This window comes from Serratia quinivorans, assembly GCF_052113645.1.
Classification (GTDB): Bacteria; Pseudomonadota; Gammaproteobacteria; order Enterobacterales; family Enterobacteriaceae; genus Serratia; species Serratia quinivorans_B.
Genome location: NZ_JBIEIU010000001.1, coordinates 986635 through 1009439, shown reverse-complemented (window position 1 = coordinate 1009439; position 22805 = coordinate 986635). Strand labels below are relative to the sequence as shown.

Below are 22805 nucleotides of genomic sequence, written 5' to 3'. Positions count from 1 at the left end.
CTACCGTGCCGCAGGGTAAAGAAGTTAAAAGATCAGCCCTTTAGCGCCTGATGATCCATGACCCTATGGGCATTGCAGAAGGTCACGAAGTTATCGATGCTCAGCGGTTTGCTGTAATAGTATCCCTGCATAAAATTAACGTCCTGCTCTTGCAGGAAGTTCGCCTGCTCTGCCGTTTCTACGCCTTCCGCTACGGTTTGCATTTTCAGTTTTTTGGCCAGCGAAATCACCGCGTCCAAAACCGGTGCGGTGACCGTATCGCGGCCGATGGAGTTAACGAAACCACGATCGATTTTCAGATAATCCATGCTAAAGCGCTCCAGATAAATCAGCGCGCTGTGCCCGGTACCGAAGTCATCGATGGCGATTTCAATACCTTGCTGATGCAACCAGTCGAACTCCGCCAGCGCGTTGCCTTCCTCCACCATGCCACGTTCGGTAATTTCAAACACCAGCGTAAAGTAGTCTCCCGGCAATTGCGCAATCAGTTCGTACACATCGTGGTGGAAGGACGGCGCGCTGAGATGGGAAGGGGAGATGTTCAGGCCGAGTTTGGCGCCCTGTGGCAATGCCGTCGCCAGTTTTGGCGCATCCTCGGCAATCAGGCGGAACAGGTGGCGCGTCAGCGGGACAATCAACCCTTCGCTTTCGGCGTAGGGGATAAACAGGTCCGGCGGAATGCGACCTTCAATCGGGTGCTGCCAGCGGATCAACGCCTCCAGCCCACCAATAGTGCCGCTTTGGGTATGAAACACCGGCTGATATTCGATAAAGAACTCATTGCGCTTGATGCCGCGCATCAGCGCGCGCTCCGGGCTTTGACGCAGCAACAGCATGTAGTAACACAGCACGCCGATCATCAACGACAGCACCAGGCTGCCCATCAGGGTCAGACGAATGTCGTTGGGCGTCAGTTTCTGGTTATAAAACAGGATGGTCATCGGCGTGTTGGTGATGGTGATGCGATCGGCCCGCTCGTTGGGCAACTGGTTCACAGGCATCAGATTTGGGCTAAAGCTGGTCAGTGCGCGATCGCCCAGAATAATGGCAATGCCCGGTGCCCGTTCGACATTTGAGCTAAACAGCTGATAGGGCATCAGCGCGATATCCAGGGTCGCCAGTATGCCGGTGTCTTCCTTGCCGGGCTGGCGTAACCAAACCGCTACCGCCGGTTTTCCCGGGACCAGCGGGGTACCTTGCTGCAATTTGAGATCCAGCGGCTGATGAGGGTCAATCTCCGGATAAATGTTTTTCAGCGCCAACATCATATCGCCGGTGGCGGAAGAGCAATAGGCAAAGCCATTTTTTACCAGCAGAAAGGTGCGCACGCCGGAATGGAAAGCCGCCTGATAGGTAATATCCGGCTGGCTGGTGGCGCAGGGGCGATCGATCAACGGCATCAACTGCTGCATGATTTTCGTCAGGTTATTAAGCGTGTCGACGGTGAATTTCTGCGTGCGTTGTTCAACCTGGTGTTGATATTGGGTACGCTGGTGGTCAATCAAAGAGAGTGTAATCGCCACGAACAGGATAAAAAATACCAGGGCTACAACGGCGCTTTTAGCCAAGCTGCGTCGTCGGTGAGAGACGTGGCGTGCAAATGCCCTTTTCAAGCCCATAAACCTGCCCCCTGAGCACGGCGTATCAATTTGTTTTTGTTATAGAGTGACTGCCTAATATATCCCAACGGCGGTATTGCAGTCATTATTCATCGTTTATCAAATATCAAACGGTTGATAATCGATTAAATCAGCTATGACGGCCATTATCCCATTTGACGATAATAGGTGAGTTTTTCATCGGCGGCGTAGTTTCCTGCAAATAATATCGCGAAATAATAGGGCAGGGGATAAGAATACCGCGAGTTGATAATTAGAACTCTATCTGGCGGCGATCAGCGGCGCAAAAAAAAACGCTGCCCGAAGGCAGCGTTCTATCGCTCGTTTGGTATTCAGGACAATCAGGTATTGCGCCGTCAGCTGCTGGTAAGCACCCGGCGGGCTTCGCGATAACGTTTATTCCAGTAGTTATCGCTCAGTTTCGAAATCATCACGCCGCTGCTGGTAGAGGCATGAACGAATTGATCGTTACCCAAATAGATGCCGACATGGCGTCCGGTAGAGCCGGCGCGGAACAGCACCAGATCGCCAGGACGCAGTTTGGTACGCAAGATTTTCTTGCCCATGTCTTCCTGTTCATAGGTCGAACGCGGTAAGTCCATGCCAAACTGTTCACGGAAAGTACGCTGTACAAACGCCGAGCAATCGATGCCGCGCTTGGTTTCACCGCCTAAACGGTAGCGAACGCCTTTCCAGTCTGCATACTGATCCATAATTTTTGACTTAACGTCAACGTTACGGACCATTGCTTCGAATTCATCCTGAGAGGCTTGCAGTAAAAGACCGTCTTTGTCATTAACTGCACGCATCTCAGTTTGTGCGTTATTCAAGTTCGAAGTGTGAGTCGTGCTACAGGCGGAGAGCATTACCGCTGCGGCAATTGCAGGTACTACCCGCAAAAAATATCTCATAAACGGTTGAGATTTGACCATTGTTATTGTTTTCCCTTGAAGTCCTTAACGACGTCAGTCGCTACCTGAAAAATACCAAACGGAACGAGACTAGTCTGCAGCTGTTTTCACGACAATCAGTTACCTCCGAAAACGTGCTGGAACGCACATTTTTAGTGGATTTGATGCTGAGTCGAGTTAAACCAGGCACAAACGCATCTGAGATTACCGTAACGAATTAGGGATTGCGAGCCTTTTTCTACCCTTTTTTATATGAATTTGTGATGTAACATAATGTAAATCATCATATAAAAAACGCTGATTGTCCGTTGTGTTGGTTTTGCGTGAAATCAGGTGACGAAAGCGTTAACGCGATGATGAGGAAATAAACGGAATGTGGCGGGGAAATAATCAGGAGGCCGGTGGCCTCCTGGGGATCATAATGATTTGTTATGACTAAGCGGGGCGATGCTTACCGGGCAGCATACGGTTTAAACCCTGGATCAGCACATCGCTAAGCGGTGTCATCAGGCACCAACTGGCCCCGACCAACACCACCGACAGTGAACCAACGGCGATATCGGTAAACCAGTGGGCGCCAATCATCACGCGTGGCAATGAAAATACCAGGGTGATCAGCAACGCGACGGCGAATGCACGACGGTTAAAATAGCGCAGCATAAAGCAGGAAAAAATCATCAGCATCATGCCGTGATCGCCAGGGAAGCTGTCGCTGGAGGCGTCTTTGGTCGGAATACCGGTCAGTTCGCTGACACGATTGATGTTCTCAAAGCTCAGCGAGGGGCTGGGGTGTTTGACCGGCAACAAATGCCCCAACTGGTTCAGCACCACGGCGGTCAGCAGCATGACAATGCCGGTAATCAGCAAGCGGCGGCGGCCGACGGCATCCTGCTGCAAATAAAAGCACAGGTACAACAGCCCCATGGCAAGCAGTGAAATGACGTCAAAGGCGCGGTTATTGGTGATGGCCACCAGATGCAGAAAACCGGGGTCGGTTGCCAGATGACGATTAAAAAAGAAGAAAATCGATGAATCCAGAGTAAACCAATAACCGTGATTCGCCGGCAGGAACCAGGACAAAAACAACACAATGCCCAATAAATTGAAGAAAATGATGAGGGGTAAATTGCGGCGAGTCATGGCATAACCTGTAATCTGTCTGGAAAGTAAAAGGGTATTAACGGTAAAGATCTCAACTTAAACGAATATTAAACAGTTTGGATTGCAGCTCATTCCAGTTCACATTCTCGCTGTGGATCAGTTCAATTCGGCTGTCCAGCGGCGCTACCGGGCGCGTTTCAATATTGAGATCTTGTCCCTGTCGGTTGATTAAGAGCGTGCCTTCAGCAATGCGTACCACGCCTTTGGCGCGTTCGACCGGCGCCAGCCGGATCCATTCCATGATACCTACGGTATCGAACACCGTGTCGGCGTCAAAAATCCAACCGCAGCTGGTAAAACCTTGTCCCTGGTTGAGCGCTCGCCGCCAGCGTGAGGTTTCCGGCAGCCGCAATGCGGCCAGACCCTGGGTTTTGGCATGGCTATGATGATGTTGCGCATCCGGTAATTCTGTACGATTCGTGCGAGGCAGATCGAGCCAGGCGACATCCGCGTGGCCCTGTTCAATGTGATAAAGCGGCCGCTGGTGGGTATCCAGCTCGGCCCACTGCTGCAAGGCCAGCCGATCCTGTGGTTGATAAGTATCGCTTTTACTGGCCAGAATAATGTCGGCCGCGGCCAATTGATCGCGGAAATTTTCGTTCTCCCGGTAACGCGGCTCGCTGAGTTGGCGCGCATCCAACAGGCACAGCGTGGCCTGCAGATCGATCCAACCGGCGTAACTGTCCTGGGTCAGCAATGACAGGATTTGTTTCGGGTGGCCGAGCCCAGTGGGTTCGATCAGCAAGCGGTCAGGCTTATTTTGTTGCAGCAACATGTTCAGTCCGACCTGCATCGGCAGCCCGTTGACGCAACACATGCAGCCCCCCGGGATCTCCTTCAATACCGCACCGCTGTCCGCCAGCAGCGCGCCGTCGATGCCAATTTCACCGAACTCATTGACCAGCACCGCCCAACGTTCATGTTCCGGCTTGTTAGCCAGCAAATGGCGGATGGTGGTGGTTTTACCGCTGCCGAGGAAACCGGTGATCAGGTTAGTTTTGGTCATTGATTATTCCTGATGTTAATAAAGGTGGTGGCGCAATAAATAAGCGCATCTGCTTTGCCTGACCGTATACAGATGCTTAGCCTGCGTCAGGTCACAAATTTAACAGGTTCAAATGCGATATTTAACCGGCCAAATTCACGATAGTTTATCGGAAAATTCTCAGCAAAAGCTATGAGTTAGCCATGGATGCCAATTGTTAGTATTTTGTTTTTTCTTTGTTAATTGCCCGATTACCCATCAAAAAATTCCCCTAACCTTGCGATTATTCTTAAGAAAATCCTCTATGTTTAAATTGGCTTAACAAAAAATGAGGTTGCCATGAATGTCTTTCGGTTATTTTTGATCGCAGGAATGTTGTTTTCATGGACGGCAGCTAGTCATGCAGGTACCACTGGCGGGGTTATTCGTTTTGTCGGCTCTATTGTGGAAAGCCCCTGCACGGTGAAAATCACCGATTCAACGGCCAATACGCAATGTTACCGCAATGGGCAGCACTATCAAGGCCAACAGACCCTGTCGAAATTTGACGCTACACGCAAAGAGCTCCCCCTGAATTTAGGGTCGACTGAAATGAAGTGGGTGGATAAACAGAAAAAACTGGCAGTAATGACGATAGTTTATCGTTAAGTCGTTCGGCGATGCCGGATGATATCCGGCATCGCCATTTCCCCTTTACGCCAGATTCAGTTGCTAAGCCAGTTGAGTCGATACCCAGTCTTGTACCGTTTGGCGCGCCCCGCGATCGCGCAGCGACAGATAGGCACGGGTGACCGCCGTAACAAATTCCTCGTTGGCCGCCAACGGCTCACCAAAAATAGCCTTCAGGCCCAACAGGGCTTTTACCCGTTGTTCATCATCCGGCGTTGCCGCCACTGTCTGTTGCAGGGTTGTCAGCAGCGGATCGCGGATCTCGATGGGCTGGCCGGCGTCATCCACGCCGCCGACATAGCGCATCCAGGCCGCCACGCCCAGCGCCAGGCCGGCATAGCTGCCGCCATGCTGCAGATGCCAACGCACCGAGTCCAGCATGCGCTGCGGTAGCTTCTGCGTCCCGTCCATGGCGATTTGCCAGGTTCGATGTTGCAGCGCCGGGTTGCTGTAGCGTTCAATCAGTTGCGCGGCGTAGGCAGACAGATCGATACCGCTGACGCTGAGCGTGGGGGCCTGTTCGGCCAGCATCAGGTGGTGCGCGGCGCGGCGATAAGACTCATCGCCCATACAGTCGTTGATATACTGATAGCCCCCCAGATAGCCAAGGTAGGCCAGGAAGGAATGGCTGCCGTTCAGCATGCGCAGTTTCATCTGCTCAAAAGGCAGCACGTCGTTAACCAACTGCGCACCGGCCAACTCCCAGTCTGGGCGGCCGGCGACAAAGTTGTCCTCAACGACCCATTGAATAAAGGGTTCGCAGGCAATGGCGCATTCATCACGAATACCGCCGAGTGCCTCGGTCACTTCATCCAGCGTTTCCGGCGTCGCGGCCGGAACGATGCGGTCAACCATGGTGCTGGGGAAACTCACTTCGCGGGCAATCCAATCGGCCAGAGCGGCGTCGCGCGCCTGCGCCAAACCGACGATCGCATTGTGCAGCACATGGCCGTTTTCCGGAATGTTATCGCAAGAAAGCAGGGTGAAAGCGGGCAGACCACGTTCCCGACGCAGGCGCAGTGCCTCCACCAGAATGCCCGGGACGGTGGTGGGCTGGTGGGGGGTAGCCAGATCGTCGCGGATCGCCTGATGTTGAAGATCCAGTTTTCCGCTGCCCGGCTCAATACAGTAGCCTTTTTCGGTAATGGTCATCGAGACAATTGCCACCTGCGGCTCCGCCAGCTTTTCCAGCACCGCGCCGATCCCTTCCAGCTTACGGTGTACGCTTTCATGCACCGCACCGATCACGATCGCCTGATTACCTGCCGCACCTTTCTCCAGCACGCTGTAAAGGTGGTCCTGCTGGCGCAGCGTCCGGAACAGATTATCACCGCCAAACAGGCTGATTTCGCAGATCCCCCAGTCGCCCCCCTGGCGATTCAACACCCGATCGGTCAGCAGCGCCTGGTGGGCGCGGTGAAAGGCACCAAACCCAATGTGCACCATACGGCTTTGTAATGCGCTGCGGTCGTAATGCGGTTGCTGGACGGCGTCAGGAAGCGGCGTGTTGGCGATAGTCTTCATGCAAAGCTCCAAAGCTGAGTAAAAGGTGTTGGCGGCTAACTTTGAAAAGTTATCAGACCAGTTTTTCGCGCAGGATGTGGCACTGTTTTTGCCTCTGTTTGCACGAATTATCTGCCGCCAGTGTAAGGCTGTAAGCGCACCAATAACATTGATACGGCTAAAATAAGCCAGATTCGTGAAGTGGATCAACCAATCGTGGTTTCACTTTTGACAGAGGTGAGCGAAAGAGTAAGGTGAAAGATAACCGATATCTATCTTAATTTGGTATAACAAGATTGTTGAGGCCACGCGATCTTGGTCACTATCCGTAATACTGGGCGATTTTTACAAGGATAAATAATGGAACAAACATGGCGTTGGTATGGGCCGAACGATCCTGTCTCTCTTGACGATGTGCGTCAGGCTGGCGCCACTGGCGTCGTCACCGCATTGCACCATATTCCGAACGGCGAGGTGTGGCCGGTCGAAGAGATCAAGGCTCGTCAGGCGTTATTGGCGGCGAAAGGGTTGGTGTGGTCGGTGGTGGAAAGTATCCCGGTGCATGAAGAGATCAAAACCCACAGCGGTAACTACCCACAGCATATCGCTAACTACCAGCAATCGTTGCGAAACCTGGCAGCCTGCGGTATCGACACCGTGTGCTATAACTTTATGCCGATCCTCGACTGGACGCGCACCGATCTGGAGTATTTGCTGCCCGACGGGTCGAAAGCGCTGCGTTTCGATCAAATTGCCTTCGCGGCTTTTGAGCTGCATATCCTGCAACGTCCGGGCGCAGAGCAAGATTACACGCCGGAAGAGCAGGAGCAGGCCGCTGCGTATTTCGCTGCGATGAACCCGGCGGAGATTGCCAAGCTGACCGGCAATATCATCGCTGGGCTACCGGGGGCCGAGGAAGGTTACACCCTCGATCAGTTCCGTGCCCGGCTGGCGGAGTACGATGGGATCGACAAGGCGCAACTGCGTGAAAATATGGCGGTGTTCCTGCGCGCGATCGTGCCGGTAGCGGAGGAGGTCGGCGTGCGTTTGGCGGTGCATCCGGACGATCCGCCACGGCCAATCCTGGGGCTGCCGCGCATTGTTTCCACCCTTGAAGATATGCAGTGGTTCAAGCAGACGGTCGACAGCCTCTATAACGGCTTCACTATGTGCACCGGTTCTTACGGCGTGCGGGCGGATAACGATCTGGTGCGGATGATTGAAACCTTCGGCGATCGCATCCATTTCACCCACCTGCGTGCCACTTGCCGTGAAGAAAACCCAAAAAGCTTCCATGAAGGCGCACATCTGCAAGGCGATGTGGACATGGTGGCGGTGATTGAGGCGATCCTCAGCGAAGAGCAACGGCGTCATCAGGCGGGCGATCGCCGGCCGATCCCGATGCGGCCCGATCATGGGCATCAGATGCTGGATGATTTGAAGAAAAAAACCAACCCGGGTTACTCGGCGATTGGTCGTTTGAAAGGGCTGGCGGAACTGCGCGGGGTGGAGCTGGCACTTAAACGCCGCTTCTTCCCGGATTTGCCCTAAGCCATTAAAAAGGGGCCATACAGGCCCCAGAATATCGACTAGTCGGCGCGGCTCATATAGCGGCGTTCGGCAATATGAATGCGAATCTTGTCACCGGCGCTAAGGTATTCCGGCACCTGAATGGTCAGGCCGGTCGCCATGGTGGCCGGCTTGTTGCGGGCACTGGCGGAGGCACCTTTGATGCCCGGCGCGGTGTCGACAATTTCCATATCCACGGTTTGCGGCAGTTCCAGCGCCAGCACCTGGCCGTCCAGGGTCAGCACCTGCATGCCCGGCAGGCCGGCTTCAGGAATAAACAGCAGTTCATCTTCGATCTGGTCTTTCTTGAAGATGTACGGGGTGTAATCCTCGTCATCCATGAACACGTATTCTTCGCCGTCGATGTAAGAGAAGTTCACCTTGCGGCGGGACAGGCTAATGGTGTCCAGAATATCGTCGCCCTTGAAACGTTCTTCCACCTTCAGCCCGGTACGAACATCAGAGAAGCGCATTTTGTACAAGGTGCTGGCACCGCGTGCGCTTGGGCTCTGCACATCGATGTCTTTTACCAGCAGCAGTTTGCCGTTGTAGCTGATCGCCATGCCACGCTTAATTTCGTTAGCCTTTGCCATATAAAATAACCTGCAATAAAGAGTTTTTGGGAAGTTGCGACAAGTTACTCGCGCGGCTGATTTCAGGCAAGCAGATCGAGCAAAAACAGTGGCAGAAAAGAGGGGACGGCGGGCGCCATCCCCGTAGGTATTAGTTGAAGACCGGCAGCAGACCGAGCAGTGCCAACACGTGTGCGACGGCGTTGACCACCCCGAACAGAATGATGAACAGGATCATGCCGCGGCCACCGGGAGCGCGATATTGCGCCTCGGCAAAGCGACGGCGACTGGCGCGCGCCATCATGGCCGGCACGATCACCGCCCAAACGGTGGCGGCCAAACCGGCGAAGCCGATGGCGTAAAGGAAGCCGTTCGGGAACAGCAGGGCGGCTATGGTCGGTGGCGCGAAGGTCACCAGCGCGGTTTTACTGCGCCCGGCGGTGTCATCGCTGAATTTGAAGAAGTCCGCCAGATAATCGAACAGGCCCAGCGACACCCCGAGGAACGAGCTCGCCAGCGCCATATAAGAGAAGGCGTTCAGGAGCTGACCGACGGTCTGGCTGCTGGACACGTTGCCCATCTGCTTGAGCAGACTGCCGATGTTGCCGCCTTCGGCAATCACCTGCTTAAAGGCGTCGCGGGCGATGTTGCCCTGGATCACATACTGCCACAGGATATAGATCGCCAGTGCCAGCAAGGTACCGTACACCAGGCTGCGCACTACTGCGCCGCTGTCTTTGTGATAGTACTTCACCAGCCCCGGCACGTTGCCGTGATAACCAAAGGACGTCAGCAGATAGGGCAGCGCCGCCAGGGCGTAAGGCAGGTAACTGGCCTGGTCGTCGCCACGGTTGAACAGCACCGCCGGTTGTACGTGAGTGAACATATCACCCACCGACATCACAAAGGTGATCACCATGCCGCCGATCAGGATAGTGCTCAGGCGGTCAACGGCGCGGGTGGAGAGCCAAACGATAAACGCCACCACCACGGCAAACACCAATCCGGCGGTGGTTTGCCCGACGCCCACGATGCCTTCCAGCGTATGGGCAATGATCGACCCTCCGGCGGAAATATAGGCGTAAGTGAGGATATACAGCACAAAGGCGATGGAAATGCCGTTAATGGCGTTCCAGCCTTTGCCAAGCAAATCTTTGACAATGGTGTGGAAGCTGGCACCGCTGGGGTAATGCAGCGCGGCTTCCAGGATCATCAGGCCAGAAATCAGCATGCAGGCCCAGGTATAAACCAGTAGCGCGACGGAGCCGCTGAACCACACGCCAGAAGTGACAATGGGAATGGAGAACATGCCGGCGCCGACGGCGGTGCCTGCAATGATCATCGCGCCGCCAAGGACTGAAGGGCGGGAAAGCTTCTGGATGGTGTCCGCGGACATTTTTGCTCCTGATTGGCCTCATCGGCCGTGGGTTCTTTTGTACTAGCTCAATGGTACAGGTGCGATTGGCGCATGTAAAGCCGTGAATGCGCTTGATTCATGCATTAATTGGCGGCAGAAGGGGGATTTGTGGCAATTTTGGGACGGGTGCGAGAACGAGCGATTCACGGCTAAAACAGCGGGGTGTAAAGATTCGCGGGCAAACCCGGATTATGCTGGCGGCAAATGAGCGCGACTGATATTGTCGCGCTTCAATTCCGCCAGCCCACCGGGAGACTCGCTGATGGACTGTCGTGCCGACTGTGGCGCCTGTTGTATTGCGCCCTCAATATCCAGCCCGATCCCCGGCATGCCCAATGGCAAGCCCGCCAATACCCGCTGCATTCATCTGAGTGAGCAACTGCGTTGCGGTCTGTTTCATTCGCCGCTGCGGCCCAAAGTCTGTGGCAGCCTGCAGGCCAGCCGCGAGATGTGCCATGACCATCGCGACCAGGCGTTGATCTACCTGATCAAGCTGGAAGCGGATACGGCACCCTAATCGGTGTTAAGCGTCTTTCAATTTCCACAGGCACAGCACCGCGCCGACCACCATCGCCAACGCGGAATAAAACACCGCGTGATAGTTCCAGACTTCCGCCACCACCCCGGCGATTGAACCGGCAAAAATCCAGCCCACGCGCGTGGTGTTGGTAAACAAAGTGGTTGCGGCCCCGGCCTGACCGGGCATCAAATCCTGAAAATAGAGCATGCCGATCCCCGCCAGCACGCCGATAAACACCGCATTGAGCAATTGCAGGGCGATCAATTGCCAGGTGCCGGTGATAAACAGCAGGCCGAAGTAAAACAGCAGGCCCGCCGCCACCGCGCAACGCATCAAAAAACGTTTGCCGAAGCGCTTCGCCACCATGCCGGCCAGCAACATGGTCGGTATCTCCAGCCCGGCCGCCGTGCCCATCAACAGCCCGGCCAGCCTTTCCGGCAGTTGCAGCTCGTGCACCATATACAGCGGCATATTGATCAGGTACATGCTGTTGGCGGTCCACATAAAGGTGCAAGCCAGAAACAGCAGCAGCGTATCGCGACGGTTCTGTCGCGGCGCCTCCAGCGTGGTACTGGCGGCCACCGGCGTTTTGCGCATTGACGGCAACATTTTCCACACCAGCACGCCGCACAGGATAAACGCCGCGGCGGCGGCCAGATACATCACCTTAAAACCGAATCCCAATGCCAGCGCAAAGGCGATCGGCGGCCCGATAACCCAGGCAAGAGAAACCTGCGCCCGCAGGATCGAACTGAACATCACCGCCTCGCGGCCGGTGCGATCGGCGTGCTCACGTGCCAGGGCGAACATTTGCGGGTTGGCGGTGGAGCCGAAACTGGTCAGCATCACGCCGACCGCCAACAACAGATAATAATTACGGTTCCAGGCGAATAACGCGCAGCCTAACGCTCCCAGCATGCAGCAGAGGAAAATCAGCGTCTTGCGGTCACCCTTTTGATCGGAGCGGCGGGCGAGAAACTGGCTGACCAGGATGCCGATCAGCGCGCTGCCGGTGAAAAATAGCCCAACCATGGAGGGCCGCACCTTCACCTCCGTCGCCAGGAACAGGCTCAGAGTGGGGGTCTGGAGCGCACCGGCAATCCCGGTGAGGAACGCCACCACTAAAAAAGCCAGTGAAGTGAGATCGGGCGAGCGTCGCGTTACCGCAGTTGAAGTAGGCATAGAGGTCAGAAAATAGCCGTAAATGAGGGAGTCGCGCGCATCATACGCCCATTTATTTTAAATAAAAAGAAAGAAACAGAAACCGGTTTCACCCTGCTTAATAGAGAAATTATTTCCCTGCGCAGGGACAAAAAAAGGGGCGATATTATCATCGCCCCTGATGCTTTTGGATCTGCCGTTACGCGCCGGCCGGCACGTCGTGCGCGGTGTTTTTCAGCACCTCACCCTGATACTTCTCGATCTGCAACTGCGCCATTTGCCCGCAGTTACCCTGCGCCAGGCTGGAGGAGCCAACGTCGAAGGTCAGGCAATTGACGTTACCGTTCTTGCACAGTGAACCCGGCTGTGACGGATCGGCCGGATCGAACCAGGCACCTTCGCTGATACGTACCACGCCAGGGCGCACATCTTCACTCACTACCGCACCCACCAGGATTTGGCCACGATCGTTGAAGGCGCGCACCAGATCGCCATTGGCAATGCCGCGTGATTGGGCGTCCTGCGGATGGATCACAATCGCTTCCCGGTCTGCCACCGCGTATTTTTTGCGCAGCGGCGTGTTGTCGAGTTGCGAATGCAGGCGATTGATCGGGTGCGCGGTGTTCAGCGACAGCGGGTATTTAACCGCTTCCGGCCCGCGATACCATTCATGCGGCGGCATCCAGGTCGGAATGCCCGGGCAATCCTGATATTTCATTTTGGCAATGGCGTCGGAGTAAATCTCGATTTTACCTGAAGGCGTTCCCAATGGATTCAGCAGTGGGTTTTCGCGATAGTCGGCAAAACGCACCCATTGGGTATTGGCCTCGGGCACCGGGAAGCGCACATAGTTGTTGGACTGCCAGAACATGTCGAACGGCGGCAGGGCCACCCGGGCGCCACGCGCCTGCGTTTTCATGTCGTCGTACATGCCTTTCAGCCATTGGGTTTCATCTTTGCCCTCGGTAAAGGCATCCTGAACCCCCAGTTTGGTCGCCATGGCCGCGAAAATATCGAAATCGCTGCGCGACTCATGTTGCGGCGGCACGCACTGGTGCATGGGGAACACATACAACTGCGAGTAGTCGCCGCCCATTTCGAGATCGTTGCGTTCGTAGCTGGTGGTGGCCGGTAGAACGATATCGGCATGCTTGGCGGTGGCGGTCCAGTAAGGTTCGTTCACCACAATGGTGTCCGGCCGCTGCCAGGCTTTGACCAGATTGTTGGTGTCCTGATGCTGGTGGAAGGTGTTGCCGCCCGCCACATACACCATTTTCACCTCGGGATAGGTGACCTGTGCGCCGTTGAAATTGATCGTCTTGCCCGGGTTGGTCAGACATTCGGCGATACGCGCCACCGGGATCGGTGCCGGTGAATTCTTCGGTGCATTACCGGCGGAAATGCCGGAAATGATGCCGCCTTTCGCCGTCGGACTGCCGCCGGAGGAATAGTGATAACTGAAGCCGAAGCCGCCGCCCGGCAGGCCAATTTGGCCGAGCATCGCCGCCACGGTGACCAACAGCCAGTGCTGCTGTTCGCCATGGTGCTGGCGCTGAATGCCCCAGCCCCCCATGATCATGGTGCGGTTTTTCGCCATGTCGCGCGCTAACTGGCGCAACACCTCGGCATCGACGCCGCACACATCGGCGGCCCATTCGGCGGTTTTCGGCGTGCCGTCGGTTTCCCCCAACAGATAGGCCTGGAACTTGTCGAAACCGGCGGTGTAGGTTTTCAGGAAATCCGGATTATGCAGTTTCTCGGTTAACAGCGTGTGGGCGATGCCGATCAGCATGGCGCCATCCGTATAAGGCCGTGGGGCGATCCACTGCGCATCGACAAATTTGGCGCTGTCGTTGTGCACCGGATCGATGCTGATCACGCGGGTGCCTTTCTTCTTCAGCGCCTCAAAGCCCGTCTGGCCGTAGTGGTCCGGCACGTTCCAGCTGTTTTTCAGCGTGATCATCGGGTTACAGCCCCACAGCACCACCAGTTGGCTGTTTTCGATCACGTTCGGCCAGGCGGTCTGCTGTTCGTAAACCTCCATGGAGCCCACCACGTGTGACATGATCACCTGTGCGGCCCCGGTGGAGTAATCGCCGGCATAACCGAGGAAACCGCCGGTCAGGTTCATCAGGCGTTGCAGCAGCGTGCGGCTGTTATGCAGCATACCGACGCTCTTCCAGCCATAGGAACCGGCATAAATGGACTGCGGGCCGTGATCTTTTTGCAAACGGGTGATTTCGCCGCACACCAGCTCAATCGCCTTCTCCCAGCTTACGCGTACCCATTCGTCGCGGCCGCGCAGTTCGGTATGGCTGCCGGGGCCGCCTTCCAGCCAACTTTTGCGCACCATCGGGTATTTGATGCGGTTTTCGGCATGCACCTGATAGGGCGCCATGGTGATCAGTTCGTTCGGGTAAGGATCGTCTTTGACCGGCTGCACGCCGACCATTTTACCGTCCTGCACTATGGCCTCGAAGGCGCCCCAATGCGCACCGGTCAGAATGCCTTTTTGCGCCTGACGCAGCACGACAAACTGCGGCAATGCCTGACTGATGGCCTGGGCCAGTGCCGATTTGGGCCACAGGCCCGCCAGCAGAGGGGCGGCGGCCAGCGCGGTTGCGCCGGCCAGGAAGCGGCGGCGGCTCATTTTTAACGCTTGTTGTTGATATTTGCTCATTTCGCTTCTCCCTTAAAGCTTGGCTGGTGCGGCAGGCTGCATGTCACTGGCGTGTTTCTGCACGTACTGTGTCAGAACGCGCAGTTGTTCCTGCGTCAGCGAGGTGCGTGGAGCCATACCTTTAATTACGCCGATCCACTGGTTGGCGTTGAAGCGATCGAGGGCGGTCAGGCCGTGGCAACCGGTACAGTTGGCCGACATCATATCCGCCGTATAGCGCCAGATTTTTTGCTGATCGTCGATCAGTTGTTTACGCGGCAGCCATACCTGCAGAGAAACCTGATGCCATACCAGGCCGGTTTCGGCATCGGTCATGGTGTTGCCGGTTTTCAGCAGTTTGCGGGCGTCTTCACCCAGCAGCACGCTGAGGATACGTTTGCCCTGTGCGGCGTAGAACACTTCACTGACGCCGTCCTGCTGCCAGCCGGTGACGTTGGCCAGCACTTTGTCGCCTTCCTGTTTCACCACCTGCACTTCGGTGGATGGCATCAGGTTACCGGCATTGTGGCTGTCGTCCGGTTTGAGGAAGAAGGGTTCCGTGGCAATGGTGTACAGCGTGGTGGCGGTTGGTGAGGTTTCCGCGGCGGCTTTCGCCAGTTCGGCGGCACCGGCCTGGGCTGCACCGCTCATGTCCGGCAGAATATGCGCCACCCCTTTATGGCAGTCGATACAGGTTTCACCCTGTTTGATCGCCACCGGATGCTGGATACGCGCCTCAGGTCGCTGGGCGGTGATGTCCATGGCATCAAAGCTGTGGCAGGAGCGGCAGGTCGCGGAGTCGTTTTCTTTTAGCGTTTTCCAAACCGACTGCGCCATCGCCAGCTTGTGCGCCTCGTATTTTTCAGGGGTATCTATGGTGCCCACCATCTCGCCATAAATGTCTTTGACCGCGCGGATTTTGGTCCACAGGTAATCGAGAGGTTCGTGCGGGACGTGGCAGTCGGCACATTCAGCGCGAATACCCTTGGTGTTTTGGAAGTGAACGCTGCCCTGATATTCGGCCAGGGGCTGTTGCATGGTGTGACAGGAAACGCAGAACGCGGTGTCGCTGGTTTTATGGAATACGGTGGCGGTACCCGCCAATAGTGCTGCTCCGAGGATAATTCCGAGCAGCAAAATCCACAGCCATCCCCAGCGGTGCTTTTTTATCAAGCCTGTGAGTTTATTGGTCATATTGAATCCGTTTATAATTATGAAATACCAAGGAAAACCTTGCCAAAAAAAAGTGCCGGCCGAGCGCCGACATACCTGAGGAAGTATAGGTACTATTGGCAAAGTCATCTAATACTATAGGGTTATTTTGAGAGGAAAAACGGCCTTTCGAGGGTTTTCGCAGCGTTATATTCTGCGTTATATAACGTATTTTTCATGTGGATTTATCAGTCTATGAGCAAGATCACGGACAGGATAGGGAAAACGTGATTGAAAACAGCTACTTCGCTGGCAGGTAAGTTTGCCCCGTCAACCAAAGATGGATGGCGTTGCGGCTAGCTTCAAAATGCGGCTCCGGTAACGCATCCGGCAGGCACCAGCGCCATTCGGCACATTTTTCCGGCTCTTTCAACTCGGCGTCGCCACCAGGATGCTGGGTCAGCAAACACACCGAAACCGTATGTTTGCCCTCGGCGCGCCAGGTTTGCAAATTGTTGCTGATACCTATAAAACTCGGTGCTGCGATGATCAACCCGGTTTCTTCGGCGATCTCACGCTGTGCGCACTGTTCAAAGGTTTCGCCGGCATCCAGATGCCCGCCGGGAATCGACCAGAAAGGGGCGTGCTGCCCGCAGCGTTTTCCCAGCAATATTTCCCCTTGTTGATTCACGATAATGACACCTACGCCCGCAACTACAGTCATGCTTATCTCCGTCAGCAAAGTTTCAGCACAGTATGTCATTTTCGTGCGGCGACGGGTAACCCTTCGGGAAAAGTGTGCGTAAGGTCAAAAATCTATCACATCAAAATTGAGAAAACTTGCTTTCGCCCGAGGCTGCTCACACACTCCTTGAAACGTTTCAGCGTTATGGGCGTGATGATTCCGTGCCGATAGCGCTCCTTTTTCTCAATGAAGCTGAAACGATTCAATTCAGCAGGAGAGGAGAATCATGTTCCAGTTGTCACAGCAAGATATTCACCTGGGTGCCACCGCAGGCAGCAAGCAGGAAGCCATCCGCCAGGTGGCTGCCGCACTGACCGAGGCCGGCTGCGTCAGCGCCGCCTATGTGGACGGCATGTTGCAGCGTGAGCTGCAAACCTCCACTTACCTGGGGAACGGTATCGCCATTCCGCATGGCACTACCGACACCCGCGATCTGGTGCTGAACACCGGCGTACAGGTGTTCCAGTTCCCGCAGGGCATCGAGTGGGGCGAAGGCCAAACCGCCTACGTGGTGATCGGCATCGCCGCACGATCCGATGAACACCTGGCGCTACTGCGCCAACTGACCCACGTCCTGAGCGACGACAGCGTAGCCGAACAGCTGGCGAAAACCACCTCTGCGGAAGAGCTGCGCAGTTTGCTGATGGGCGAAAAGCTGACGGCGGAATTCAAGTTTGACGCTTCCTTGATTGCGCTCGACGTGGCCGCTGACAGCCTGATGACCTTACAGGCGCTGAATGCAGGCCGTTTGCAGAAAATAGGGGCGGTCAACGCCCAGTTCGTCAGCGACGTGATTACCCGTAAGCCACTGAATCTGGGGCAGGGTATTTGGCTGAGCGACAGCACCGAAGGCAACTTGGCCAGCGCGGCTACGGTGAGCCGCCCGGCACAGGCGTTTGACGAAGAGGGCGAGCAGGTTGCGCTGTTGCTGACGCTGTCCGTGGCCGATCAACAACCGCTGGCGGTGCTGAACTACCTCGGCGACCTGCTGTTGGCGAATAAAGCTGAACGTTTGCTGAACGCGGATGCCGTCACCCTGTTGGCGTTGCTGACCAGCGAGGTAGCAGAAGAAGACACCACGCTGAGCGCCGAGTATGTGATCCGCAACGAACATGGCCTGCACGCCCGTCCGGGCACGGCGCTGGTCAATGTGATCAAGCAGTTCAGCAGTGAAATCACCGTCACTAACCTGGACGGCAGTGGCAAACCGGCCAACGGACGCAGCCTGATGAAGGTGGTGGCGTTGGGCGTGAAGAAAGGACATCACCTGCGCTTTACCGCCAAAGGTGAAGATGCTGAAACGGCGCTGAAGGCGATCGGTGACGCAATTAACGAAGGACTGGGCGAGGGCGCAGCATGAGCAGAAGAGTAGCAACCATTACCCTGAATCCGGCTTACGATCTGGTGGGCTTTTGCCCGGAGATCGAGCGTGGTGAAGTGAACCTGGTCAAAACCGCCGGCCTGCACGCCGCTGGAAAAGGCATTAACGTCGCCAAGGTGCTGAAGGATTTGGGGATTGATGTGACGGTGGGCGGTTTCCTGGGGAAAGACAATCAGGACGGCTTCCAACTGCTGTTCAGCGATCTGGGCATTGCCAACCGTTTTCAGGTAGTGCCGGGGCGTACCCGCATTAACGTCAAACTGACGGAAAAAGACGGTGAAGTCACCGATTTCAACTTCTCCGGTTTCGAGGTAAACGGGCAGGATTGGGAACGTTTCGTGACCGACTCCCTGAGCTGGCTGGGTCAGTTCGATATGGTCGCGGTGAGCGGCAGCCTGCCGGCCGGCGTCGATCCTGACGCTTTTACCGACTGGATGATCCGTTTGCGCGCCCAGTGCCCGTGCATCATTTTCGACAGCAGTCGCGAAGCCCTGGTTGCCGGCTTGAAAGCGGCACCCTGGTTAGTGAAACCGAACCGCCGTGAGCTGGAAATCTGGGCGGGCCGTCCATTGCCGCAGTTGGCGGATGTGGTCGAGGCCGCGCATGCCTTGCGCGATCAGGGCATTGCCCACGTGGTGATTTCACTCGGTGCCGAAGGTGCGTTGTGGGTCAATGCTTCCGGCGCCTGGATTGCCAAGCCACCGGCCTGCGAAGTGGTCAGCACCGTAGGGGCCGGCGACTCGATGGTCGGCGGGCTGATTTATGGCCTGCTGATGCGCGAATCCAGTGAACATACCTTGCGTTTGGCCACCGCCGTGGCTGCGCTGGCGGTTAGCCAGAGCAACGTTGGCGTGACCGACCGTCCACAGTTGGCCGCGATGATGGCGCGTGTCGATCTGAAACCTTTTAATCAATAGCAGGAGGCAGAATGAAAACACTGCTGATGATAGACAGTTCGCTGGGGCAGGCGCGTGGCCACCTGGCGAAACGCATGCTCGGTGCGGCTGCGGCGAAAACCGGCCTGACGCTGGTTGAGTCACCGGCCGAAGCTGAACTGGTGGTGGTGGCGGGGCAAACTGCACCGGCTGACGCCGCGCTGAACGGCAAACGGGTTTATGTGGGCGACGTGGAGCATGCGGTGCGTGAGCCGGAAGCCTTCCTGGCGCAGGCCATTGCCGAGGCGAAAGCCTGGCAGGCACCGGCTGCGGCAGTCGTCGAACCGGTAAAAGCCGCCGCTCAAAAACGTATTGTGGCGATCACCGCTTGCCCAACCGGCGTGGCACATACCTTTATGGCGGCAGAGGCCATCGAGAGCGAAGCCAAAAAACGTGGCTGGTGGGTGAAAGTTGAAACCCGCGGCTCCGTCGGCGCCGGTAATGCCATTACGCCAGAAGAAGTGGCGGCGGCCGATCTGGTGATCGTGGCGGCGGACATTGAAGTGGATCTGGACAAGTTCGCCGGCAAGCCGATGTACCGCACCTCGACCGGTCTGGCGCTGAAAAAAACAGCGCAGGAACTGGACAAGGCACAGGCCGAAGCCGAAATTTTCCAACCGCAGAAAAGCGGTGCGCCAGCCACCGCCGGCAAGAAGAAAGAGAGTGCCGGCCCGTATCGTCACCTGTTGACCGGCGTATCTTACATGCTGCCGATGGTGGTGGCGGGGGGCTTGTGTATCGCGCTGTCGTTCGTATTCGGCATCAAGGCATTCGAAGTCAAGGGCACGCTGGCCGCGGCATTGATGCAGATTGGTGGCGGCTCGGCGTTTGCGCTGATGGTGCCGGTACTGGCCGGTTTTATCGCCTTCTCGATTGCTGACCGTCCGGGCCTGACGCCGGGGTTGATTGGCGGCATGCTGGCGGTCAGCACCGGAGCCGGTTTCCTCGGCGGTATCATTGCCGGTTTCCTGGCGGGTTATGTCGCTAAATTTATCAGCACCAAACTGCGCCTGCCGCAGAGTATGGAAGCGCTGAAGCCGATCCTGATCATTCCACTGGTCGCCAGCCTGATTGTCGGTTTGATCATGATTTTCGTCGTCGGTACGCCGGTGGCGAAAATTATGGAAGGCCTGACTCACTGGCTGCAATCATTGGGTACCGCCAACGCGGTGCTGCTGGGTGCCATCCTCGGCGCCATGATGTGTACCGACATGGGTGGCCCGGTCAACAAGGCGGCCTACGCCTTTGGCGTGGCGCTGCTGAGCTCCTCGGTGTATGCCCCGATGGCGGCCATTATGGCGGCCGGCATGGTGCCACCGCTGGCGATGGGGCTGGCAACATTGCTGGCGCGTCGCAAGTTCGAGAAGTCCGAGCAGGAAGGTGGCAAAGCGGCGCTGGTATTGGGCCTGTGCTTTATCTCTGAAGGTGCCATTCCGTTCGCCGCCCGTGACCCGATGCGTGTGCTGCCATGCTGCATCGCCGGTGGCGCACTGACCGGGGCACTGTCCATGGCGTTCGGCGCCAAGCTGATGGCACCGCACGGTGGGCTGTTTGTGCTGCTGATCCCGGGCGCCATCACACCGGTACTGTTGTATCTGGTGGCGATTGTCGCCGGTACGCTGTTGGCGGGCGTGTCTTACGCGCTGCTGAAACGTGCTGAAGTCCCCGCTGCGACGGTAGCTTAACTCGCGCAGGCAATAAAAAACCGGAGCCCAGGCTCCGGTTTTTTTATCTGACCATTACTGCTGAGCTTTCAGCCAGGCAATCTCTTCCGCCCAGATATCCGGGTTCACCGTTTCCAGAATCAGCGGGATATTGTCGAAACGATCGTCGCGCATGATATAGCTGAACACCGTTTTACCGATATTGCCTTCGCCCAGACTGTGGTGGCGGTCGACACGGCTACCGAACTCGCTTTTGGCGTCGTTCAGGTGCATGCCGCGCAGGTACTTGAACCCCACGATGTCGCCGAGCGCCTTAAAAGTCTGCTCGCAGGTTTCTTCGGTACGCAGATCGTAACCGGCGGCAAAGGCGTGGCAGGTATCAATGCAAACGCCGACGCGGCTCTTGTCTTCCACGCCGTCGATGATCGCCGCCAAATGTTCAAACTTGAAGCCCAGATTGCTGCCCTGACCGGCGGTGTTTTCGATAACCGCCGTCACGCCTTCAGTCTTGTCCAGCACCATGTTGATGGATTCGGCGATGCGCGCCAGGCACTTGTCTTCCTCAATCTGCAGCAGGTGGCTGCCAGGGTGGAAATTCAGCAGCGTTAGCCCCAACTGTTCGCAGCGTTGCATTTCATCAAGAAAGGCTTCACGGGATTTTTCCAACGCTTCGGTCACCGGATGGCCAAGGTTAATCAGGTAGCTGTCGTGCGGCAGGATCTGTCCTGGGCCGTAGCCATACTGCGCACAGGCGCTTTTAAACTTATCGATCACGTCGGCCGGCAGCGGAGCGGCCTTCCATTGACGCTGGTTTTTAGTGAACAGGGCGAATGCGGTCGCCTCTAATTCATGCGCGCGGATAACCGCCTGATCCACGCCGCCTGACGCGCTGACATGTGCACCGACAAACTTCATTTTCATTCTCCTGTGTAATCGGCGTCATTATGGCATTGATAGCGGAAGGATTGAATGGCAGGAAAAGCGCTGGCCCGCAATCGCGGGCCAAAGAGAAGTGAATCAGAGGAAATGCTGCACCAGCAGGTTAATGGCGCCACCGCCGGCAATCAGCCAGACGAACAGCAGGCTGGCCAGAATAATCGGTTTTACCCCCGCCTGGCGCACCGCGCTAATGTGAGTGGTCAACCCCAGCGCCGCCATGGCCATCGCCAGCATCCAGGTGTCGGCGGTAATCAGGTGTTTGACCAGCGTCGCCGGGATCAGGTCGAATGAGTTCAGCCCGGCGACGGCGATAAACAGCACGGCAAACCACGGAATGGTGATGGCCGATTTTTCCGCCTTGCTGTCAGCATTCCGGCTGCGGCTGATATAGCCGGAGAGCAGCACCAGGAAGGGAGCCAGCATCATGACGCGGATCATTTTGGTGATGACCGCGGCGTTCTCAGCATCCGGTCCGATGGCATGACCGGCCGCGACGACCTGCGCCACTTCGTGGATGGTTGAACCGGTAAAGATACCGAAGGTTTCCTGATTAAACGGCAACCATTGGAAATGCTCGTTCAACTGATACAGCCATGGATAGGCGAAAATCGCCAGCGTACCGAACACCACCACGGTGCTGACCGCCACGGCCACTTTGTTGGCATCGGCTTTCAGCACCGGTTCGGTGGCCATTACTGCCGCCGCGCCGCAAATGCTGCTGCCGGCACCGATCAGCATCGCGGTATGGCTGTCGATGCCGAACACTTTTTTGCCCAGCCAGCAGGCCAGCAGGAAGGTGGTGCTCAGGGTCAGCGCATCAATGATGATACCGGTGGCCCCCACGTCGGCAATCTGCTGAAACGTCAAACGAAAACCGTAAAGGATAATGCCCAGGCGCAGCAGGCGTTGCTTGGCGAGCTGAACGCCGTCATGGCAGCTCGGTTGCAGCCAGGGGTACAGCGTATTGCCCACCAAAATACCGAGCAAAATAGCCAGCGTCAGCGCACCCAGCCCCAGTCCGGCAACCCAGGGAATATCCCCCACCCAAACGGCCAGAGCGGTGAGCGCCCCGGTCAGCAGCAGGCCCGGCACCAGACGTGGCACGCCGAACAGCGGGAATTGCCGCGATGGAAAAGTATGTGTGGTATTGGTCGCCATAAGTCAGCCCTTGTCATCAAATTCTTGAGCCAAAGACTAGGTTATTGCGGTATAAAAGAGAAATTGATTATATATTTATAACCTA

At 56.3% G+C, this 22805-nt stretch carries 19 protein-coding genes; 6 read left to right on the top strand and 13 right to left on the bottom strand.

What is annotated here, in order from left to right; translation table 11 throughout:
- Nucleotides 1-32: 32 nt before the first annotated feature.
- From ACGS9J_RS04615 to ACGS9J_RS04600, 4 genes are all read right to left on the bottom strand, one after another.
- Complete coding sequence (locus tag ACGS9J_RS04615) at nt 33-1619, bottom strand: cyclic di-GMP phosphodiesterase (protein ID WP_442229851.1); 1587 nt, start codon at nt 1617-1619, stop codon at nt 33-35.
- Between the two features lie 356 nt (nt 1620-1975).
- Nucleotides 1976-2551 carry a bifunctional murein DD-endopeptidase/murein LD-carboxypeptidase gene (mepS, locus tag ACGS9J_RS04610; RefSeq protein ID WP_442229850.1) on the bottom strand — a complete coding sequence of 192 codons (576 nt, stop codon included), beginning with the start codon at nt 2549-2551 and terminating at the stop codon, nt 1976-1978.
- Between the two features lie 414 nt (nt 2552-2965).
- Complete coding sequence (locus ACGS9J_RS04605) at nt 2966-3670, bottom strand: phosphatase PAP2 family protein (RefSeq protein WP_442229849.1); 705 nt, start codon at nt 3668-3670, stop codon at nt 2966-2968.
- 52 nt (nt 3671-3722) lie between these two features.
- The gene (locus tag ACGS9J_RS04600) at nt 3723-4697 is read right to left on the bottom strand and encodes a CobW family GTP-binding protein (RefSeq protein WP_442229848.1); all 975 of its coding nucleotides are present in this window, start codon (nt 4695-4697) and stop codon (nt 3723-3725) included.
- A 318-nt stretch (nt 4698-5015) separates the two neighbouring features.
- On the opposite strand from ACGS9J_RS04600, the gene ACGS9J_RS04595 reads away from it, so the two are divergent.
- Entirely contained in the window at nt 5016-5324 is a 309-nt protein-coding gene (locus ACGS9J_RS04595) for a type 1 fimbrial protein (protein WP_442229847.1), read from the top strand.
- Nucleotides 5325-5387: 63 nt separating this feature from the next.
- Here the strand turns inward: ACGS9J_RS04595 and ACGS9J_RS04590 are convergent, their stop codons facing one another.
- Entirely contained in the window at nt 5388-6869 is a 1482-nt protein-coding gene (locus tag ACGS9J_RS04590; RefSeq protein WP_442229846.1) for a mannitol dehydrogenase family protein, read from the bottom strand.
- A gap of 339 nt (nt 6870-7208) precedes the next feature.
- Between ACGS9J_RS04590 and uxuA the strand changes: the two genes are divergently transcribed.
- Complete coding sequence (uxuA, locus tag ACGS9J_RS04585; RefSeq protein WP_442229845.1) at nt 7209-8399, top strand: mannonate dehydratase; 1191 nt, start codon at nt 7209-7211, stop codon at nt 8397-8399.
- A gap of 38 nt (nt 8400-8437) precedes the next feature.
- Here the strand turns inward: uxuA and yeiP are convergent, their stop codons facing one another.
- The gene (gene yeiP / locus ACGS9J_RS04580) at nt 8438-9010 is read right to left on the bottom strand and encodes an elongation factor P-like protein YeiP (protein WP_129936521.1); all 573 of its coding nucleotides are present in this window, start codon (nt 9008-9010) and stop codon (nt 8438-8440) included.
- Nucleotides 9011-9140: 130 nt separating this feature from the next.
- The gene (gene mtr / locus ACGS9J_RS04575) at nt 9141-10385 is read right to left on the bottom strand and encodes a tryptophan permease (protein WP_442229844.1); all 1245 of its coding nucleotides are present in this window, start codon (nt 10383-10385) and stop codon (nt 9141-9143) included.
- Nucleotides 10386-10668: 283 nt separating this feature from the next.
- Here mtr and ACGS9J_RS04570 point away from each other — a divergent pair, with 283 nt between their 5' ends.
- Nucleotides 10669-10923: a YkgJ family cysteine cluster protein gene (locus tag ACGS9J_RS04570; protein WP_004947052.1), complete on the top strand. Its 255-nt coding sequence runs from the start codon at nt 10669-10671 to the stop codon at nt 10921-10923.
- A 6-nt stretch (nt 10924-10929) separates the two neighbouring features.
- Here the strand turns inward: ACGS9J_RS04570 and ACGS9J_RS04565 are convergent, their stop codons facing one another.
- The 4 genes from ACGS9J_RS04565 to ACGS9J_RS04550 all read right to left on the bottom strand — a co-directional run bounded on the left by ACGS9J_RS04565 (nt 10930) and on the right by ACGS9J_RS04550 (nt 16622).
- Nucleotides 10930-12108 (bottom strand): sugar efflux transporter, encoded by a 1179-nt coding sequence (locus ACGS9J_RS04565; RefSeq protein WP_442229843.1) that lies wholly within the window; start codon nt 12106-12108, stop codon nt 10930-10932.
- A gap of 178 nt (nt 12109-12286) precedes the next feature.
- Nucleotides 12287-14767, bottom strand: a complete 2481-nt coding sequence (gene torA / locus ACGS9J_RS04560) for a trimethylamine-N-oxide reductase TorA (RefSeq protein ID WP_442229842.1) — start codon at nt 14765-14767, stop codon at nt 12287-12289.
- A gap of 12 nt (nt 14768-14779) precedes the next feature.
- A complete protein-coding gene (locus ACGS9J_RS04555; RefSeq protein ID WP_442229841.1) occupies nt 14780-15940 on the bottom strand; it encodes a NapC/NirT family cytochrome c in 1161 nt (386 codons plus the stop codon).
- A gap of 259 nt (nt 15941-16199) precedes the next feature.
- Nucleotides 16200-16622 carry a nucleotide triphosphate diphosphatase NUDT15 gene (locus ACGS9J_RS04550; RefSeq protein WP_442229840.1) on the bottom strand — a complete coding sequence of 141 codons (423 nt, stop codon included), beginning with the start codon at nt 16620-16622 and terminating at the stop codon, nt 16200-16202.
- Between the two features lie 247 nt (nt 16623-16869).
- Between ACGS9J_RS04550 and fruB the strand changes: the two genes are divergently transcribed.
- Genes fruB through fruA form a run of 3 tightly spaced genes read left to right on the top strand, consistent with a single transcriptional unit; the run spans nt 16870 to nt 20644 of the window.
- On the top strand, nt 16870-18003 hold the full coding sequence (gene fruB, locus ACGS9J_RS04545) for a fused PTS fructose transporter subunit IIA/HPr protein (protein WP_442229839.1): 1134 nt from the start codon (nt 16870-16872) through the stop codon (nt 18001-18003).
- The gene (gene fruK, locus ACGS9J_RS04540) at nt 18000-18941 is read left to right on the top strand and encodes a 1-phosphofructokinase (RefSeq protein ID WP_044552518.1); all 942 of its coding nucleotides are present in this window, start codon (nt 18000-18002) and stop codon (nt 18939-18941) included. Before fruB ends, fruK begins: the two co-directional genes overlap by 4 nt.
- A gap of 11 nt (nt 18942-18952) precedes the next feature.
- Nucleotides 18953-20644 carry a PTS fructose transporter subunit IIBC gene (fruA, locus tag ACGS9J_RS04535; RefSeq protein WP_442229838.1) on the top strand — a complete coding sequence of 564 codons (1692 nt, stop codon included), beginning with the start codon at nt 18953-18955 and terminating at the stop codon, nt 20642-20644.
- A gap of 54 nt (nt 20645-20698) precedes the next feature.
- On the opposite strand, the gene nfo is transcribed toward fruA, so the two are convergent.
- Together nfo and ACGS9J_RS04525 are read right to left on the bottom strand one after the other, a co-directional pair.
- On the bottom strand, nt 20699-21538 hold the full coding sequence (gene nfo / locus ACGS9J_RS04530) for a deoxyribonuclease IV (protein WP_044552515.1): 840 nt from the start codon (nt 21536-21538) through the stop codon (nt 20699-20701).
- Nucleotides 21539-21640: 102 nt separating this feature from the next.
- A complete protein-coding gene (locus tag ACGS9J_RS04525) occupies nt 21641-22720 on the bottom strand; it encodes a YeiH family protein (RefSeq protein WP_442229837.1) in 1080 nt (359 codons plus the stop codon).
- Nucleotides 22721-22805 lie beyond the last annotated feature (85 nt).

Excerpts from the sequence above, each read along its gene's own strand:
- uxuA (WP_442229845.1), top strand. The coding sequence starts at position 7,209 with ATGGAACAAACATGGCGTTGGTATGGGCCGAACGATCCTGTCTCTCTT.
- ACGS9J_RS04550 (WP_442229840.1), bottom strand. The coding sequence starts at position 16,622 with ATGACTGTAGTTGCGGGCGTAGGTGTCATTATCGTGAATCAACAAGGG.
- fruK (WP_044552518.1), top strand. The coding sequence starts at position 18,000 with ATGAGCAGAAGAGTAGCAACCATTACCCTGAATCCGGCTTACGATCTG.
- fruA (WP_442229838.1), top strand. The coding sequence starts at position 18,953 with ATGAAAACACTGCTGATGATAGACAGTTCGCTGGGGCAGGCGCGTGGC.
- ACGS9J_RS04525 (WP_442229837.1), bottom strand. The coding sequence starts at position 22,720 with ATGGCGACCAATACCACACATACTTTTCCATCGCGGCAATTCCCGCTG.
- torA (WP_442229842.1), bottom strand. The coding sequence starts at position 14,767 with ATGAGCAAATATCAACAACAAGCGTTAAAAATGAGCCGCCGCCGCTTC.
- ACGS9J_RS04615 (WP_442229851.1), bottom strand. The coding sequence starts at position 1,619 with ATGGGCTTGAAAAGGGCATTTGCACGCCACGTCTCTCACCGACGACGC.
- mtr (WP_442229844.1), bottom strand. The coding sequence starts at position 10,385 with ATGTCCGCGGACACCATCCAGAAGCTTTCCCGCCCTTCAGTCCTTGGC.
- nfo (WP_044552515.1), bottom strand. The coding sequence starts at position 21,538 with ATGAAGTTTGTCGGTGCACATGTCAGCGCGTCAGGCGGCGTGGATCAG.
- yeiP (WP_129936521.1), bottom strand. The coding sequence starts at position 9,010 with ATGGCAAAGGCTAACGAAATTAAGCGTGGCATGGCGATCAGCTACAAC.
- ACGS9J_RS04595 (WP_442229847.1), top strand. The coding sequence starts at position 5,016 with ATGAATGTCTTTCGGTTATTTTTGATCGCAGGAATGTTGTTTTCATGG.
- ACGS9J_RS04600 (WP_442229848.1), bottom strand. The coding sequence starts at position 4,697 with ATGACCAAAACTAACCTGATCACCGGTTTCCTCGGCAGCGGTAAAACC.
- ACGS9J_RS04565 (WP_442229843.1), bottom strand. The coding sequence starts at position 12,108 with ATGCCTACTTCAACTGCGGTAACGCGACGCTCGCCCGATCTCACTTCA.
- ACGS9J_RS04570 (WP_004947052.1), top strand. The coding sequence starts at position 10,669 with ATGGACTGTCGTGCCGACTGTGGCGCCTGTTGTATTGCGCCCTCAATA.
- ACGS9J_RS04590 (WP_442229846.1), bottom strand. The coding sequence starts at position 6,869 with ATGAAGACTATCGCCAACACGCCGCTTCCTGACGCCGTCCAGCAACCG.
- mepS (WP_442229850.1), bottom strand. The coding sequence starts at position 2,551 with ATGGTCAAATCTCAACCGTTTATGAGATATTTTTTGCGGGTAGTACCT.
- ACGS9J_RS04555 (WP_442229841.1), bottom strand. The coding sequence starts at position 15,940 with ATGACCAATAAACTCACAGGCTTGATAAAAAAGCACCGCTGGGGATGG.
- ACGS9J_RS04605 (WP_442229849.1), bottom strand. The coding sequence starts at position 3,670 with ATGACTCGCCGCAATTTACCCCTCATCATTTTCTTCAATTTATTGGGC.
- fruB (WP_442229839.1), top strand. The coding sequence starts at position 16,870 with ATGTTCCAGTTGTCACAGCAAGATATTCACCTGGGTGCCACCGCAGGC.